This window comes from Halomonas dongshanensis (genome assembly GCF_024790395.1).
Taxonomy (GTDB): domain Bacteria; phylum Pseudomonadota; class Gammaproteobacteria; order Pseudomonadales; family Halomonadaceae; genus Vreelandella; species Vreelandella dongshanensis.
In genome coordinates this window covers 20,688-37,427 of the sequence record NZ_JAJISC010000010.1, presented here as the reverse complement: position 1 = coordinate 37,427, position 16,740 = coordinate 20,688, and the positions used below count along the sequence as shown (strand labels likewise).

Here is a 16,740-nt window from a genome sequence, read left to right as displayed (position 1 = left end):
AGCTCTCCGGGGTTCTCATTGTCTTGGAGGCGTAGTGATGCAATACGCCCATGCGTTCAACGCGCCGATGACATCGTCCGAGGGGAAAGGGAGAGGTGATCGGCTCGCTGCACATATTGGTATGCCATAATATGGGATTCAACAAAATAATGTTTATGCTCAGAAAAAAATCTAATTTAAATTTATATATGAAATTAAGTGTTTATATTTCAATAAATTATTTTAATTTAAACTTAAGTCTAACCGACCAACGTCTATTGACCGGTGCTCTTTTATACCGCATAAGAAATACTGTATTATGGTATACCAAGAGATGGGTAAGGCGCTCAGATCGATGATTACCCTTTGCGCTGCATTCGCTGCGGCGGCGAATCAACCACGGCGTTGGATTAACCACGGCGATGCACCAACCACGGCGGCCAGGGCTATCAGGCAGCAGCCGCTTCCAGGAGATTGCGATGAGCTTTGAAGTCAGAAAAATCGTCACCTATCGGGAAACGACCTTCATTGAGGGCGGGAAAGAGGGCGAGAAGCCGGTCACCATGGTGGGTGTTGCGGCAGTGATGACCAACCCCTGGTACGGGCGCGGCTTCATCGACGATCTTGCTCCCGAGATCCGCAGCGGCTGCTCGGAGCTGGGTGAGCGCTTGGTCGGCATCATCCTCGATGAGATCGATGGTGACACCATCGAAGCCTATGGCAAGGCAGCCGTGATTGGCGCCGAGGGCGAAATCGAGCACGCCTCCGCCATCATCCATACCCTGCGCTTTGGTAACCACTACCGCGACGCCGTCGGCGCCAAGAGCTACCTGAGCTTTACCAATAAGCGCGGCGCTCCGGGCACATCGATTCAGATTCCGATGATGCACAAGCACGATGAGGGGCTGCGTTCCCACTACATCACGCTTGAACTGCGCATCGAAGACGCCCCGCGCCAGAACGAGATCGTCGTAGCCCTTGGCGCCGCCGACGGTGGCCGTCTGCATCCGCGTATCGGCAACCGCTACAAGGATCTCGAAGAGCTGGCGGCCGAGGCCGAGCAGTCCAACCAACGCTAACATCTGGAGACCCCATGGAGCTCGCCAACGCCCACTCAAGCCCCGCCGGAACCCGCTACTGGCGCCAGGGAGAGGGCACCCCCGTGGTGCTCATCCATGGCGTGGGGCTCGATGCCACCATGTGGCAGGCCCAGTTTGCCGCGCTTTCGCGCCAGCACGATGTCATCGCCTACGACATGCTCGGCCATGGCGGCAGCCCGCTGCCCGGCGAAGGTGCGACGCTCGACGACTATGCACGCCAGCTCGTCGAGTTGCTCGATCACCTCGTCGTGGACAAGGTCGCGGTATTGGGCTTCTCCATGGGGGCGCTGGTGGCGCGCGCCTTTGCTCTCAATGCGCCCGAACGCCTCAGCGCGCTGATGATTCTCTCCAGCGTTTTCGAGCGCGATGCAAGCCAGCGCGCCGGTATCGCCCAGCGCATTCAGCAGACCATCGAGCAAGGGCCCGAGGCCAATATCGACGAAGCGCTAGAGCGTTGGTTCAGCCCAGCGTTTCGTCAGGAACACGCGGCAACGGTCGCCGCCATTCATCGCACCGTGTGCCAGAACGATCCGGTGGGCTATGCCCGCAGCTATGCCCTGTTCGGCACCCAAGACACCTATGGCGTCGAGCGCTTGGAGAACCTTCGGGCGCCAACGCTCGTCGCTACCGGCGAGCTCGATCCGGGCTCGACCCCCAGCATGGCCAAGCGTCTTGCTAAGCGGTTGCCCAAGGCGGGCGTGCACGTTTTCCCCGGCCAGCGCCACATGGTGCCGGTAGAGTCACCTGGGGTAGTCAACGCGCTCGCCCTGCGCTTTTTTGCCACTCCCCATGACGTACTAGAGGAGGCTCACTCATGAGCGTGGAAACGTTACGTATGTATATCGATGGCGCCTGGGTCGATGCCCTCACCGGCGCCACCTTCGATAGCCGCAATCCCGCCACGGGTGAGTGCTGGTCGCGCCTGCCCGAAGCCGATGCCGAAGATGTGGACAGAGCCGTCAAAGCTGCCCAGCGCGCTTTCGAAGGCGAAGCGTGGTCCAAACTCACGGCCACGGCGCGCGGCAAACTGCTCTACCGCCTAGGAGAGCTGATCGCCGAAAACGCCGAGGAGTTGGCCCAGCTCGAAAGCCGCGACAACGGCAAGCTGATCCGCGAGACCCGCGGCCAACTCGGCTATCTACCCGAGTTCTTCTACTACAACGCCGGTCTTGCCGACAAAGTGGTGGGCGAAACCCTACCGCTGGATAAGCCCGATATGTTCGGCGCCACGCTGCGCGTGCCGCTCGGCGTGGTGGCGGCGATCATTCCCTGGAATAGCCCGCTCTACCTCACCGCGATCAAGCTGGCGCCGGCGCTCGCGGCGGGCAACACCATCGTCATCAAACCCTCCGAGCACGCCTCGGCAAGCCTCATCGGCCTTATGCATCTGGTCGAAAAAGCCGGTTTTCCGCCGGGTGTCGTCAATTTGGTGACCGGTTTTGGTGCCACCGGTGCCGCCCTGACCAGCCATGCCCTGGTGCGCAAAATCGCCTTCACCGGCGGTGCGGGGGCAGCTCGTCACGTGGTGCGCAACAGCGCCGAGAACTTCGCTAAGCTGTCGCTCGAGCTCGGCGGCAAGTCGCCCAACATTCTGTTCGAGGACGCCGATCTCGATAGCGCCATCAATGGCGTGGTCGCTGGCGTCTTCGCCGCCTCGGGGCAGAGCTGCGTGGCGGGTTCGCGTCTGCTGGTCCAACGCAGTATCTATGACGAGGTCATTACGCGGCTGCGCGAGCGCGCCGCCACCATCAAGATCGGTGACCCGGCAGTTGCGGATACCGAGATGGGTCCCATCGCCACGCAGGACCAGCTTGCCAGCATCGAGCGCATGGTCGCCCAGGCCCAGGCCGACGGCGCCCGCTTGATTCACGGCGGCGAGCGTCCCGAGTGCCATCAAGGCTGGTACTACACGCCCACCATTCTGGCCTGCGATAGCCACGACCTGCCGATCATGCAGGAAGAGGTCTTCGGTCCGGTGGTCGCGGTTATCCCCTTCGACGACGAAGCCTCGGCGCTGCGCCTTGCCAACGATACCGAGTATGGCCTTGCGGCAGGTATCTGGACCCGCGACATCGCCCGAGCGCACCGCCTGTCGCGCGACGTGCGGGCCGGTATTCTCTGGGTCAACACCTACCGCGCGGTATCGGCCATGGCCCCCATCGGCGGCTTTGGCGCCAGCGGCTACGGCCGTGAGGGCGGCATCGACGCCGTCTACGACTACACCGATCTCAAAACGCTCTGGATCAACCTTTCGTCAGAGCCCATGCCCGACCCATTCGTCATGCGTTGAGCGCGAAGGAGGAACCCATCATGATCGATTCACAACGTTATAAGCAGGCCCTGGGGGCCTTCCCCACAGGCGTTACCGTGGTCACCGCCCTCACCGATGAAGGCCAGATGGTGGGCTTCACCGCCAGCGCTTTTTCCGCCGTATCCATGGATCCGGCGCTGGTGCTGGTGTGCCCAAGCCTGACGTCGGTCTCCTACCCGGTGATCCAGCAGTGCAAACGCTTCACCATTCATATCCTAAGCGACGAGCAGCAGGCGATTGCGTATCAGTTCGCCAGCAAGGACCCCAACAAGAGTGCCGGGGTGAAGTGGCATCGTTCGGCTCACGGCAATGCCTTGATCGACGGTGCCTCGGCCTACCTCGAGTGTTCGCTGTGGAACGAGTATCCTGGCGGCGACCACGCCATCCTGGTTGGCGAGGTGCAAAACATCTGGATCGATGAGAGTGCGGCCAACCCGCTACTCTACTGCCGGGGTAAAATGGATCAGCTGCCGGAGAATCTGCGCCTGATGACGGCGGCGGTATAATCCAGCGGCACAGCACAAGCGCTATAGAAGGAGGTTTCGATGTCACAGGAACGTTTCGATAAGGGGCTCGCCAAACGGCGCCGCGTACTCGGCGCCGAATACGTCGACCAGTCCATGCGCAACGCCGATGATTTCACGCGGCCGCTGCAGCAGCTGGTCACCGAGTACTGCTGGGGCGAAATATGGAACCGCGAGGGGCTCAGCGACCGTGATCGTAGCGTGATAAACTTGGCCATGATCACCGCCCTGAACCGCCCCCACGAGCTACGCCTCCACGTTCGCGGCGCTATCAACAATGGGCTGAGCGTCGAGGAGATTCGTGAGGTGCTGCTGCAGACGGCGATATATTGCGGCGTGCCCGCTGCAATCGACGCGTTCCGCCAGGCCCGCGACGTGCTCACCGAAATGGGCGAACTCACCTAAGGGCCTGATTCACAAACCTAAGGGTCTGACTCACATAAAGAGTGTGACTCAACGCCGCGCTACTCTCACTCACCAGGGAAGGATGCCATGAAACGACAGCCACTCGACGATAGCCTGAGGGTAACCCGCGACCAGCCGACCCTGCGTGAAATGGTGCTGGAGAAGCTGCGTCAGGCGATCATGAGCTTCCAGCTTCTCCCCGGCGACCGCCTGGTCGAACGCGACCTGTGCGAGCGCCTGGGCGTTAGCCGCACCTCGGTGCGTGAGGCACTGCGCCACTTGGAGGCCGAGGGGCTGGTCGAGCAAGCAGGCAATCGCGGCCCGCGCGTGGCGGTGATCACCCTCGAAGATGCCCGCGACATCTACGAGCTGCGCTGCGTGCTCGAAAGCATGGTCGTGCAGCTCTTCACGCAAAAGGCCAATCGTCGCCAGATGGCGGAGCTCGATCGCGTATGGGAAATCCTTAAAGAGACCCTGCGCCAGGGCAATACGCCCGAGATCGTCGAGGCCGTCAGCGACTTCTACGGCGTGCTTTACGAAGGTGCGGGCAATCGCGTAGCGGGGCAGTTCTTGAACCAGCTACAGGCGCGCATCAGCTACCTGCGCGCTACTTCTATCTCGCAAAAGGAGCGCTACATCGAGAGCTTCCGCGAGATGGTGCGCATCGTCGATGCGATCAAGGCCCGCGACCCAGCGGCCGCCCACGAGGCGTGCGTGGAGCACATTCGTGCGGCAGCGCGAACGGCGCTGGCGGCCATGGCAGCCAAAAACGGCGAAACGCCCGAGCCCATCACGCCCCCGCTGCGGGTCGAAAACGGTTTGTAGCGTGACCCTTATGGCACTTTTCTGCCCTCGCTGTGGCCACTCCCCGCTCGCCCACCGCATTCCCGCAGGCGATACTCACGAGCGCCTATGCTGCAGTGCCTGCGGCTATATCGACTACGACAACCCTAAGGTGATCGCTGGCGCGATCATCGAAGAGCAGGGGCAGCTTTTGCTCTGCCAGCGCGGCATTCCCCCGCGCGTTGGCACCTGGACACTACCTGCCGGTTTTATGGAGCGCGGCGAGAGCGTCGAGGAAGCGGCTTACCGCGAGGTATGGGAAGAGACCGGCATCCAGACCGACATCCTCTCACCCTACTCGATCTTTAGCGTGCCGCCGACCAACGAGCTCTACATCATCTACCGCGCGCGGCTGCGCGAGTGGACCGAAGCCCCGGGCCACGAAACCCTCGCCGTACGCTGGTTCGCCCCCGAAGAGATTCCCTGGGAGGAGATCTTCTACCCCGCCATTCGCCAAATTCTCGAGCGCTACATCGACGAGAACGCCGGCGGCTCCTACGGCATCTATACCGGCAGCATGGAGCGTGGCACCATTCATTTCATGCGCTAAGAGACGCTTTACTATCAAAAATGTCTTTTAACGCAGGTGGCGTCCTATTGCTTAGACGACGTTCACCCCATCAATTGCCTAGCCCGGTTCAAACGCTCTGCGTTGAACCGGGCCTACGCTTACTGGACTTGCGCTTTTTGCATCACTCTCCCGGCGGGGCAACCACCTCGATCACTTCCAGGTCGAAGCCTGCCAGCCCCTTATAGTTCAGCGGTGCGCCCATCAGGCGCAGCTTACTCACGCCGAGATCGGCAAGTATCTGCGAACCCGTTCCGGTATTGGAGTAGCGACGCTTGGGCGGCTCTTGAGCGCAGTTGAGACGCGTCGCGCGCGACAGCAGGCTCTGCGACGACTCGTTACTGGCAAGTACCACCACCACGCCATGACCGGCGGCCGCCACCGCTTCGAGCGCCGACCACAACGACCAGGTCGTTGGCCCTTGATGCTCGGCGCCGACCAAATCACGCAGTGGGTCCATAACGTGCACGCGCACCAGCGTCGGCGCCTCGGCCGACATCTCGCCCATGGTCAACGCTAGGTGCGTATCGCCGTCGATGGTGTCTTCGTAGGTATGCAGCGTGAAGTTGCCGTGAATCGTCTGTAGGGGCTCCTGGCCGGTCGGCACCACCGTTTTCTCGGTGTTGAGCCGGTACTGAATCAGATCGGCAATGGTGCCGATACGGATGCCGTGGCGCTGGGCAAAGGCTTCGAGCTCCGGGCGTCGCGCCATGGTGCCATCCTCGTTCATGATCTCGACGATGACGGCCGCAGGCTCTTTGCCCGCCAGATGCGCCAGATCACACCCTGCCTCGGTGTGCCCGGCCCGGCTCAATACGCCCCCTTCGCGGGCGCGCAGAGGAAAGATGTGGCCCGGCTGCACCAAGTCACGCGGGTGCGCATCTGGGGCGATGGCGGTATGAATGGTGGTGGAGCGGTCAGCGGCCGAGATGCCTGTCGTCACGCCTTCGCGCGCCTCGATCGAAACGGTGAACGCCGTCGCGAATCCAGCGCCGTTGTGTTCGACCATGGGCGCCAGGTTCAGCTGGTCGCAGCGCGCCGCCGTGAGCGTCAGGCAGATCAGCCCACGGGCGTGGGTCGCCATGAAGTTGATCGCCGCAGGCGTTACGTGCTCGGCAGCGAGAATCAAGTCGCCTTCGTTTTCACGATCTTCGTCGTCGAGAAGAATGACCATCCGGCCTAAGCGCATGTCTTCGATGAGGTCTTCGATACGGTCGAGTGCCATAGCGTGTGATCCGTTGTCGTTAGTCAGCAGTCAAAGGTATTATGGCATACCATAATACGCAAAACCCATGAGGAGAAAGTCGTATGTCCAAAGGCTACTGGGTCGCCAGTGTGACCGTGACCAACCCCGGCCAATATGCCGAATACCAAGCGCTGGCGGCCAAGGCATTGACGCAATTTGGCGCCACCTTCCTCGCCCGAGGCGGCCAAAACGTCAGCCTAGAAGGCCGCCCTACGGCCGAGCGCAGCGTGGTCATGGAGTTTTCAAGCTACCAACAAGCGCTTGCGTGCTACCACTCGCCCGAATACCAAGCCGCCAAAGCCGCCCGCCAAGGCGCAGCCGACGTCGATATCATGATCGTGGAAGGGGTGTAAAACGCAGGTAGGAACGAAGACAAACAGAAAGGCAGCCGATACCGGTGGACACTTTGTTGACACTTTCGGCCGATCAGAAACTAAAAAGGGCCTAGCGATGAACGCTAAGCCCTTGATATATATGGTGCCGGTAGTCAGACTCGAACTGACACACCCGTAAAGGCGGCGGATTTTGAATCCGCTGCGTCTACCAATTCCGCCATACCGGCAATGGTGGCGTATTATACGCAGATACCTACGCAGGTCAATCGTATGCGCTGACTTTAACGTTGCGACGCGCTATCCTATGCGCCTGATTGCCCACCGATGAACGAGCCTTCCATGCAACGCGCCGACTTCCACTACGAGCTTCCCGAGGAGCTGATTGCACGCTACCCCTCCGAGCAGCGCAGCGACTGTCGGCTGCTGTGCGTCGAAGGCAGTAGCGGGGCGCTCACCCACCGCCGCTTTCCCGACCTGCTCTCGCTGCTGGCGCCAGGGGATTTGCTGGTGTTCAACGACACCCGCGTGATTCCTGCTCGCCTGCACGGCCATAAGGCCAGCGGCGGCAAGATCGAGATGCTGCTGGAGCGGCCGCTGGACGCGCACCGCGGGCTCGTTCATCTGCGTTCGAGCAAGTCGCCCAAACCCGGCACCGAGCTGATCTTCGAAGGCGGCATTCACGCCGTGGTGGAGGGCCGCCAAGAGGCGCTCTTCGAGCTGCGCTTTCTCGGTGAGACGCCGATGATCGCGCTGCTGGAAGCACACGGCCATATGCCGCTGCCGCCGTACATCACCCGTGACGACGAACTCTCCGACCGCGAGCGTTATCAAACCGTTTACGCTCGCCGCGACGGCGCGGTGGCCGCGCCCACGGCAGGGCTGCACTTCGACCAGCCGCTGCTTGATGAGCTGGCGGCAAAAGGCGTGCAGAGCGCCTTCGTGACCCTTCACGTAGGCGCAGGTACCTTCCAGCCGGTGCGCGTCGACGACATTCGCGAGCACCACATGCACAGCGAGTGGGTGGAGGTAAGCGACGCCACCTGCGCGCAGATTCGCGCGACGCAGGCAGCGGGCAAGCGGGTCATCGCCGTGGGCACCACCAGTGTGCGCTGCCTGGAGAGCGCCTGCTTGCACAGCGCCGATGGTCAGATCGAGCCCTTCTCCGGCGATACCGACATCTTCATCTACCCCGGCTACCAGTGGCGCTGCGTGGATGCGTTGATCACCAACTTCCACCTGCCCGAATCGACGCTGATGATGTTGGTCTCGGCCTTTGCCGGTTACGACACCATCATGCACGCCTACCGCGAGGCGGTTGAGGCGCGCTACGCCTTCTTCAGCTACGGCGATGCCATGTTCCTGACGCGCTAGCCGCTGCGCTGCGCCGTTCGATCACGAGATACTCATGCGAAACGAATGCTTTATGCGCTTCGAGCGCCTTGCCGACGATGGCCGCGCCCGCCGTGGGCGCTTGCACTTTCCCCGTGGCACGGTAGAGACCCCCGCGTTCATGCCGGTGGGCACCTACGGCACGGTCAAAGGGATGACGCCCGCCTCGATCAAGGAGATCGGTGCGGAGATCATCCTCGGCAACACCTTCCACCTGTGGCTGCGCCCCGGCGTCGAGGTCATCGAAACCCACGGCGATCTGCACGACTTCGCCCAGTGGGACAAACCGATCCTCACCGACTCCGGCGGCTTCCAGGTCTTTTCGCTAGGTAAGATGCGTAAGATCACCGAGCAGGGCGTGCATTTTCGCTCGCCGGTGGACGGCAGCAAGGTGTTCATGGGCCCGGAGGAGTCGATGGCGGTGCAGCGCTCGCTGGGCTCCGACATCGTCATGATCTTCGATGAGTGCACGCCCTACCCGGCCACGTTTCAGGAAGCCGAAAAATCCATGGAGCTCTCGCTGCGCTGGGCCAAGCGCTCCCGCACGGCCCACGGCGACTCGCCTTCGGCGCTCTTCGGCATCATTCAGGGCGGTATGCATCCCGAGCTTCGCGAACGCTCGCTCAAAGGGCTCTTGGAGATCGGCTTCGACGGTTTGGCCATCGGCGGGCTTTCCGTCGGCGAGCCGAAAGAAGAGATGATCAAGGTGCTCGACTACCTGCCTACCTGGATGCCGGATGACAAACCGCGCTACCTCATGGGCGTAGGCAAGCCCGAAGACCTAGTGGAAGGCGTGCTCCGCGGCGTGGACATGTTCGACTGTGTGATGCCCACGCGTAACGCGCGTAACGGCCATTTGTTCACCGCCGAGGGCACGGTCAAGATCCGTAACGCCAAGCACCGCTTCGATACTCGTCCGCTCGAAGAGGGCTGCGACTGCTACACCTGCCAGAACTTCTCAAGAAGCTACCTGCACCACCTCGACCGCTGCGGCGAAATGCTCGGTTCCATGCTCAACACCATCCATAATCTGCGCCATTACCAGCGTCTTATGGCTGATTTGCGCGCGGCTATCGAAGCGGGTACATTGACGACCTTTGTGGAAGGCTTCTACGCCAAGCGCGGCCTGCCGGTGCCTCCCGCCCCGAATTGAGCCTCGGGCGCACCCTGGGTGCGCCCGAGGGTAACGTTTACCCCCCAACCTCTCTCATCAGGAGTGTCTACCATGCTGGACTTCTTCATCTCACCCGCCCACGCGCAGGAAGCGGCGGCCGGTGGCGGCATCGCCCAGATCGTCATGCTGGTCGGTTTCGTGCTGATCTTCTACTTCCTGCTGTGGCGTCCGCAGGCCAAACGCGCCAAGCAGCATCGCCAGTTGATCGGCGGCTTGGACAAAGGTGACGAGATCGTCATCGGCGGTGGTCTGGTAGGTCGCATCACCAAGGTGAGCGACGAGTTCATCGCCATGGAAGTGGCTGACGGCACCGAAGTCAACGTTCAGAAGAGCGCTGTGGCGGCTGTCCTGCCCAAAGGTACCATTAAGTCTATCTAAGTCTCACGCCACCCCTGCCGTTACCGTGCCAACCCCCTCGGCAGGGGTGACATGGTCTATACGATGGTGAACTTTGCCGCGCGCAAGCAGTCTTGAACGCGGCACTCCGTTTCACATTGAAGGCAGGGCCTGCATGCTCAACCGTTATCCCCTGTGGAAGTATCTGATCATTTTGGTCGTTCTGGCCGCTGGTCTGATCTACTCGCTTCCCAACCTGTACCCTGAAGACCCCGCCATTCAGCTCAGCAACGCCCAGGGCAGCGCCTTGGACGAACGCCAGGTCGATGCGGTGGAAAGCGCGCTGACCGAGCAAGGCATCGGCATCAAGGCCGTCGAATCCCTCAACGATCAGTGGCTGATTCGCCTCAATCACGCCGACGACCAGCTGCGTGCCCGCGATATCGCTGCCCAAACGCTCGGCAACGACGCCACCGTCGCGCTCAACCTCGCCGAGGCCACACCCGCTTGGCTGCAATCGCTCTCCGCATCACCCATGACCCTGGGGCTCGACCTGCGGGGCGGCGTTCACTTCCTGCTCGAAGTCGATATGGAAGCAGCCCTCACCCAGCGTTTGGAAGTCAATGCCAGCGCTATTCGTGAGCTTCTGCGCGGCGAGCGTATTCGCTACCGCAATACCGAGGTGGAGGGCCGTACGCTGTCGGTCGATTTCGCCAGCCCCGAAGATCGTGATACGGCTCGCCGCCTGATCAGCCGCGACTTTCCCAATTTCGAGTACACCAACGAAGGCGACGGTCGTGCCGCACGCTTGGTGATGTCGCTGACCGATCAACAGGTCAACGAAATTCAGGACTACGCCGTCAACCAGAACCTGACCACCCTGCGCAACCGGGTCAACGAGCTTGGCGTTGCCGAGCCCATGGTGCAGCGCCAAGGCCCTAACCAGATCGTGGTCGAACTGCCCGGCGTGCAGGACACCGTGGCGGCCAAGCGCATCGTCGGCGCCACCGCCAACCTCGAATTCCGCTTAGAAGCGCGCCCCGACACACCCAGCAACGAAACCGAAACGCTCGCGTTTCGTAACGACGCCTCGCGCAGCGCCGAGCTGATGCGTGATGTCATCATCACCGGCGACAGCGTCTCCAGCGCTAGCCGCAGCTTCGATGAAAACGGTCGTCCGCAGGTCAACATCAACCTCGACGGCACCGGCGGCACGCTGATGAACCGCGCCACGCGCACCAACCTCGGGCGTAATATGGCGGTGCTGTTCATCGAGCACCGTAGCGAAGACACCGTCTCCGTCGACCCTGAAACCGGCGAGCAGATCACCATCCGCGAGCCCTACGTCGAGCGCGGCATCATCAGCCTTGCCACCATTCAGAGTGCGCTGGGCAACAGCTTCCGCATCACCGGGCTCGACTCGCCCACCGAAGCGGGCGAGTTGGCACTACTCCTGCGCTCGGGCTCACTGGCGGCGCCGATCTACTTCGCCCAAGAGCGCACCATCGGCCCGAGCCTGGGTGCTGAGAATATCGAGCGCGGCCTGCTCTCGGTACAGGTAGGCCTACTTTTGATCGTGCTCTTCATGCTGGTGCGCTACAAGGTATTTGGCCTCTTTGCCAATATCGCTCTCGCCTTCAACTTGACGCTTTTGGTGGCGATCATGTCGCTGCTGGGTGCGACGCTCACGCTGCCCGGCATCGCCGGTGTCGTCCTGACGCTGGGGATGGCGGTGGACGCCAACGTGCTGATCTTCGAGCGTATACGCGAAGAGATGCGTAACGGTCTATCCGCTCAACAGGCGATTCACGCCGGTTACGAGCGTGCCTTCACCTCCATCGTCGATGCCAACATCACCACCCTACTGGTGGCGGTGATTCTGTTCTCCATCGGCACCGGACCGGTCAAGGGCTTTGCCGTGACGCTCTCCATCGGCATTTTGACGTCGCTATTCACCGCACTGATGGTCACTCGCGCCATGGTCAACTTGACCTATGGCAAGAAGCCCGTCGCCAAGCTCTGGATTTAAGAGGTGGCCATGAAACCCCTATCACAACTGCATATCGACTTCATGGGGCGGCGCAAGCTGGCGTTCATCGCCTCCGCGCTCATGCTGGTCATCTCCATTGGTGCTGTGCTATTCATGCAGCTCAATCTGGGCCTGGACTTCACCGGCGGCACCCTGGTCGAGGTGCGCTATGACGTCGCGCCCTCGCTCGATACCGTGCGCCAGCTACTCGAAGGCAGTGGCTTTCAAGACGTCTCAGTACAGACCTTTGGTGCATCCAACGAAATTCTGATCCGTCTGCAGCAGGCCTTCGATTCCGACGTTGGCAACCAGGTGACCAATATCCTTCGCGCCGATGGCGACGCCGTCAATCTGGTGCGCGCTGAGTTCGTCGGCGCTCAGGTGGGCGATCAGCTGCGTGACCAGAGCGGCCTTGGCCTGCTCGTCGCGCTCGGCGTGGTAATGGTCTACGTCGCTTTTCGCTTCCAGTACAAGTTCGCCATCGGCGCGCTGCTCGCGCTGCTGCACGACGTGGTGATCGTGGTGGGCGTATTCGCGCTGTTCCAGCTCGACTTCGACCTGACCGTGCTGGCCGCGATCCTTGCCGTCATCGGCTACTCGCTGAACGACACCATCGTCGTCTACGACCGCATTCGCGAGAACATCCGCATGTCACGCATCGACGATATGGCGCAGATCTTCAACGAAGCGATCAACGCCACGCTCTCACGCACCCTGGCGACCTCTGGCACCACCATGCTGGTACTGCTAGCGCTGCTGGTGCTGGGCGGCGACATGATCCAGAACTTCGCCATCGCGCTGCTCATCGGCATCGGCGTGGGCACGTTCTCGTCGATCTACATCTCGGGGGCGCTCTTGATCCCGCTCAAGCTCAGCCGCGAAGACCTAATCCCGACCAAGAAAGCGCACGATGAAGAGGAGGAGCTGCCCTAACCGGCGCTCTTGGCGCAGCCGTTAGCGAACGACGGCTGCGCTTAGCAAAAGCAAAGCCCCTGGCGAGGATGACTCGCCAGGGGCTTTTGTTTGCACGGTCTTCTATAGGCGGCTAGCGCTTAGACGTGCGGCGCCAGCTGCTTGAGCAGCGCCTTGTAGAGGCGCGGATTGGCAGCCATGAGCTGGCCCTCCGCCTGCAGGCTTGGTTGGCCGCTGGGTGTGCCGCTAAGCGCACCGGCTTCTTTGAGCACCAAGCTACCGACTTGAAGATCCTGCTCTTCGAGACCCAGGACGAAAACGCTATCGGTACGACCGCTGGCCATTTCGAGAATATCGAGCAGGCCGCTACCGGTAGCGAAGAGCGTATCCACTTGGGGGGCTAGCTGCTGAATCAGGGTCAGGTAGGTCGGCAGGTGACGCGGGCGAAGCCAGCTTTCGGGCAGGCTCATGGAGAGGCGCGTCGCGCCAATGGCACTGGCCTTGCTCACGCGCATACGCTTGCCATTGTGCTGAGCGCCGCGGCCGCGGCTGGCGAGAAATTCATCATCACTGAAAGGTGCGATCACGACCGCGTGCTCGGGGCGATTCTTGACCAAGCACACCACCGACAGGGCGAAGCCCTTACCCGCGACAGAAAGCGCGGAGTAGCCGTGGAGCGGTTCGATTTTCCATACGATGTCGGCGCCTTCGCCTTCACCGGCCTTGAACGGAGTGTAGCGACCGCTAACGCCATGCTGCGGGTAGCCACGCTCCAGCTGGTGGACGATGGTGCCTTCGGCTTTGCGCGCGGCGTCTTCGAGCAGGCGGTCGAGGTTGGACTCCTCGTGCGCGTTTTCGATGCGCTCGCGGATACGCAAAAAATGTTCGACGGCGCTACGCGCGGCGCGCAGCGTGTACTGGATCATCGGACTCATGATCGGACCTTGTGACAGTGATGTTAAAGAACGGGGTTGACGCGCTAAGCCTCGATGCCAAGCGCCAGCACTCACGTACCCAGTGCCAACAGATCGAGCGTCAATTGGGCGGCAATTCTAGCAGAGCGCTTTCGGCCACGCTACGTGGGCATGCTAAACTTCCCGCGCATCGCCTTCGGGTCTTTTCATCTTCAGGTCATTTCCGGGTCTCATCATGCTTGAGCGTATTCGCATCGTCCTCATCGGCACCAGCCACCCTGGCAACATCGGCGGCGTGGTCCGCGCCATGCATAACATGGGCCTTACGGATCTGGCGCTGGTGGCGCCGCGCTGCGACGTCATCACCCAGGAGAGCATTTCGCGCGCCTCAGGCGCCGATCACCTGCTACATAACGCCCGCGTGTACCCGACCCTCGAAGAGGCGGTGGCCGACTGCACCCTGGCAGTCGGGGCCAGCGCCCGTTCGCGCACCCTGCCCTGGCCGATGGTCACGCCGCGCACCCTGGCCGAGCGCTTACCCCAGGAGTGCCAAAGTGAAGATGCCCGCGTGGCGCTGGTGTTCGGGCGCGAGGACAGCGGCCTGAGCAACGCCGAACTGCAGCGCTGCCACGCTCACGTGCACATTCCTACCAACCCCGATTTCAGCTCGCTCAACCTGGCAGCCGCCGTACAGGTAATGGTCTACGAGTGCCGTATGGCCTGGCTTGCCCAACAGGAAGAGCCGTCTGCACAAGAAACACCGGATACCGAGGAAGCGCCTGCCACGCATGCCGAGCTCGAGCGCTACTTCGAGCATCTGGAGCGTACGCTAGTCACCGTCGGCTTTCATGATCCTGCCCAGCCGCGCCAGCTCATGGCCCGACTGCGCCGCCTTTACCTGCGTGCCCGGGTCGAGAAGATGGAGATGAACATTCTGCGCGGCATTCTCTCGGCCACGGAGAAAGCGGCTAGCAATAAAGCAGGCAGCGGCGCCAACCACTAGACTCAGGGCATACTCCCAGAGGAATAAGCCCCGATGGAAGAGGGCGTAGGCTTGAAGCCGGTAACACGCGCCCCCACGTTGAGTGATTCACTTTAAACGCCGCTGCCACGCTGTACGCCAATCTTCTGTGCATCGGTTGCGCCAGGTTTTCCGCCGCCGCCTTTTCGTTTCAAGGAACCTTTCATGTTCGATCGCCTCCGTGAGGACATCAACAGCGTTTTCGACCGCGATCCGGCGGCGCGCAACTTCTTCGAGGTCCTCACCAACTATCCGGGGCTTCACGCGCTGCTGGCGCACCGGGTAAATCACTGGCTGTGGACCAAGAACATCAAATGGCTGGCGCGAACCAACTCCACGCTGGCGCGCTGGCTCACCGGCATCGAAATCCATCCTGGCGCTCAGATCGGCCGTCGCTTTTTTATCGACCACGGCATGGGGGTGGTCATCGGTGAGACCGCCCAAATCGGCAACGACGTTACGCTCTACCATGGCGTTACCCTAGGCGGCACCAGCTGGAACAAAGGCAAGCGCCACCCCACCCTTGGCGACGGCGTGATCGTCGGCGCAGGCGCCAAGATTCTAGGGCCCTTCGTCGTCGGCGCAGGCGCCAAGGTGGGCTCCAATGCCGTGGTGACAAAAGAAGTGCCGCCGGGCGCGACGGTGGTGGGCATTCCCGGCAAGATCGTCCAGCGCGCCGAACCCGACGTCGAAGAGGCGCTGGAGGTCGATCCCGCCCGGCGCGAAGCGATCAAACAGAAGTTCGGCTTCGATGCCTATGGCGTGAGCCAGGACATGCCCGACCCGGTTGCCCGCTCGATGCAGGCCATGCTCGATCACATGCAGATGGTCGACGAGCGCATCGAGCGTATGTGCTCGACCCTGCGCAAGCTCGACGCCAGCTACCGCGATGGCCAGCTCCCCGAGCTTCGCAGCGAAGATTTCGCCAGCGTGCTTGATGAAGCCTCTAGTGTCTGCGGGGGCACTAAAGCCTCAGCGGAAAAAGCGTCGTCGGAAAAAGCCTCGCTGGAAGAGACAACGTCGAGGGATCACGAGCCGCCGACGCGGGGTAATGGTTGACCACACTACTTGGTCTTTCACATAATGGCGGCACACTTGCGTTGAGCGCTTTCGAGCAGCGCCGAGGTACCCGACATGCGTCTGACCACCAAGGGCCGCTACGCCGTGACCGCCATGCTGGATCTGGCGCTGAACGCCCAGCACTGCCCTACCTGCCTGAGCGACATCGCTCAGCGCCAGCAGATTTCGCTCTCCTATCTGGAGCAGCTGTTCGCGCGCCTGCGTAGAGCGGGGCTGGTCAGCAGCGTGCGCGGCCCAGGCGGCGGCTACCGCTTGGCTAAGCCGCCCGAGACGATCAGCGTCGCCCAGGTCATCGATGCGGTCAGTGAAACGCTGGATGCCACGCGTTGCCAGGGCCTGTCCGACTGCCAGCAGGGCGACACCTGCCTGACCCACCACCTGTGGTGCGACCTGTCGAGCCAGATTCGCCACTTCCTCGATGACGTGACCCTGGCCCAGTTGATGCAGCGCCCGGATGTGATTCAGGTCGCCACGCGCCAGCAGCGCCACCTGGAAACCGGCGTACTCGCCTCGTCGAGCTGACCACTCCTTCAACCGCTTATCTCTTGTTCCTTGTGCCTATACTGGCTGCAGA

The 16,740-nt window shown here is 61.8% G+C and carries 18 protein-coding genes and 1 tRNA gene; 16 read left to right on the top strand and 3 right to left on the bottom strand.

From position 1 onward, the window contains the following. Positions 1 to 458 precede the first annotated feature (458 nt). The 7 genes from LLY24_RS17605 to LLY24_RS17575 all read left to right on the top strand — a co-directional run bounded on the left by LLY24_RS17605 (position 459) and on the right by LLY24_RS17575 (position 5,712). Positions 459 to 1,058, top strand: coding sequence for an amino acid synthesis family protein (locus LLY24_RS17605; protein WP_259037621.1), 600 nt, complete (start codon positions 459 to 461; stop codon positions 1,056 to 1,058). 14 nt (positions 1,059 to 1,072) lie between these two features. Continuing rightward, positions 1,073 to 1,897 (top strand): alpha/beta fold hydrolase, encoded by an 825-nt coding sequence (locus LLY24_RS17600; protein WP_259037620.1) that lies wholly within the window; start codon positions 1,073 to 1,075, stop codon positions 1,895 to 1,897. After that, entirely contained in the window at positions 1,894 to 3,369 is a 1,476-nt protein-coding gene (locus LLY24_RS17595; RefSeq protein ID WP_259037619.1) for an aldehyde dehydrogenase, read from the top strand. The genes LLY24_RS17600 and LLY24_RS17595 overlap by 4 nt, the downstream gene beginning before the upstream one ends. 20 nt (positions 3,370 to 3,389) lie before the next feature. Continuing rightward, positions 3,390 to 3,896 carry a flavin reductase family protein gene (locus LLY24_RS17590; RefSeq protein WP_259037618.1) on the top strand — a complete coding sequence of 169 codons (507 nt, stop codon included), beginning with the start codon at positions 3,390 to 3,392 and terminating at the stop codon, positions 3,894 to 3,896. 39 nt (positions 3,897 to 3,935) lie between these two features. Further along, positions 3,936 to 4,319: a 4-carboxymuconolactone decarboxylase gene (gene pcaC / locus LLY24_RS17585; RefSeq protein WP_259037617.1), complete on the top strand. Its 384-nt coding sequence runs from the start codon at positions 3,936 to 3,938 to the stop codon at positions 4,317 to 4,319. Positions 4,320 to 4,406: 87 nt separating this feature from the next. Then, a complete protein-coding gene (locus tag LLY24_RS17580; protein WP_259037616.1) occupies positions 4,407 to 5,144 on the top strand; it encodes a GntR family transcriptional regulator in 738 nt (245 codons plus the stop codon). 10 nt (positions 5,145 to 5,154) lie between these two features. After that, complete coding sequence (locus LLY24_RS17575; protein WP_259037615.1) at positions 5,155 to 5,712, top strand: NUDIX hydrolase; 558 nt, start codon at positions 5,155 to 5,157, stop codon at positions 5,710 to 5,712. Between the two features lie 142 nt (positions 5,713 to 5,854). Here LLY24_RS17575 and ribBA read toward each other — a convergent pair whose 3' ends face one another. Further along, positions 5,855 to 6,955 (bottom strand): bifunctional 3,4-dihydroxy-2-butanone-4-phosphate synthase/GTP cyclohydrolase II, encoded by a 1,101-nt coding sequence (gene ribBA, locus LLY24_RS17570; protein ID WP_259037614.1) that lies wholly within the window; start codon positions 6,953 to 6,955, stop codon positions 5,855 to 5,857. 83 nt (positions 6,956 to 7,038) lie between these two features. On the opposite strand from ribBA, the gene LLY24_RS17565 reads away from it, so the two are divergent. Further along, positions 7,039 to 7,329: a DUF1330 domain-containing protein gene (locus LLY24_RS17565; protein WP_259037613.1), complete on the top strand. Its 291-nt coding sequence runs from the start codon at positions 7,039 to 7,041 to the stop codon at positions 7,327 to 7,329. 122 nt (positions 7,330 to 7,451) lie between these two features. On the opposite strand, the gene LLY24_RS17560 is transcribed toward LLY24_RS17565, so the two are convergent. Beyond that, positions 7,452 to 7,538: transfer RNA gene (locus tag LLY24_RS17560), tRNA-Leu, on the bottom strand. A 112-nt stretch (positions 7,539 to 7,650) separates the two neighbouring features. On the opposite strand from LLY24_RS17560, the gene queA reads away from it, so the two are divergent. From queA to secF, 5 genes are all read left to right on the top strand, one after another. Further along, positions 7,651 to 8,682 (top strand): tRNA preQ1(34) S-adenosylmethionine ribosyltransferase-isomerase QueA, encoded by a 1,032-nt coding sequence (queA, locus tag LLY24_RS17555; protein WP_259037612.1) that lies wholly within the window; start codon positions 7,651 to 7,653, stop codon positions 8,680 to 8,682. A 52-nt stretch (positions 8,683 to 8,734) separates the two neighbouring features. Then, a complete protein-coding gene (gene tgt, locus LLY24_RS17550) occupies positions 8,735 to 9,853 on the top strand; it encodes a tRNA guanosine(34) transglycosylase Tgt (protein ID WP_427854578.1) in 1,119 nt (372 codons plus the stop codon). Between the two features lie 72 nt (positions 9,854 to 9,925). Further along, positions 9,926 to 10,252: a preprotein translocase subunit YajC gene (gene yajC / locus LLY24_RS17545; RefSeq protein ID WP_259037610.1), complete on the top strand. Its 327-nt coding sequence runs from the start codon at positions 9,926 to 9,928 to the stop codon at positions 10,250 to 10,252. 133 nt (positions 10,253 to 10,385) lie between these two features. Further along, a complete protein-coding gene (gene secD, locus LLY24_RS17540) occupies positions 10,386 to 12,239 on the top strand; it encodes a protein translocase subunit SecD (RefSeq protein ID WP_259037609.1) in 1,854 nt (617 codons plus the stop codon). Between the two features lie 9 nt (positions 12,240 to 12,248). After that, on the top strand, positions 12,249 to 13,172 hold the full coding sequence (gene secF, locus LLY24_RS17535; RefSeq protein ID WP_259037608.1) for a protein translocase subunit SecF: 924 nt from the start codon (positions 12,249 to 12,251) through the stop codon (positions 13,170 to 13,172). A 119-nt stretch (positions 13,173 to 13,291) separates the two neighbouring features. On the opposite strand, the gene LLY24_RS17530 is transcribed toward secF, so the two are convergent. Beyond that, positions 13,292 to 14,086, bottom strand: coding sequence for an inositol monophosphatase family protein (locus tag LLY24_RS17530; RefSeq protein ID WP_259037607.1), 795 nt, complete (start codon positions 14,084 to 14,086; stop codon positions 13,292 to 13,294). Positions 14,087 to 14,300: 214 nt separating this feature from the next. On the opposite strand from LLY24_RS17530, the gene trmJ reads away from it, so the two are divergent. From trmJ to LLY24_RS17515, 3 genes are all read left to right on the top strand, one after another. Beyond that, entirely contained in the window at positions 14,301 to 15,068 is a 768-nt protein-coding gene (trmJ, locus tag LLY24_RS17525; RefSeq protein ID WP_259037606.1) for a tRNA (cytosine(32)/uridine(32)-2'-O)-methyltransferase TrmJ, read from the top strand. A 183-nt stretch (positions 15,069 to 15,251) separates the two neighbouring features. Then, a complete protein-coding gene (gene cysE / locus LLY24_RS17520) occupies positions 15,252 to 16,145 on the top strand; it encodes a serine O-acetyltransferase (protein WP_259037605.1) in 894 nt (297 codons plus the stop codon). Between the two features lie 75 nt (positions 16,146 to 16,220). Beyond that, on the top strand, positions 16,221 to 16,688 hold the full coding sequence (locus LLY24_RS17515) for a Fe-S cluster assembly transcription factor (protein ID WP_259037604.1): 468 nt from the start codon (positions 16,221 to 16,223) through the stop codon (positions 16,686 to 16,688). Positions 16,689 to 16,740 lie beyond the last annotated feature (52 nt).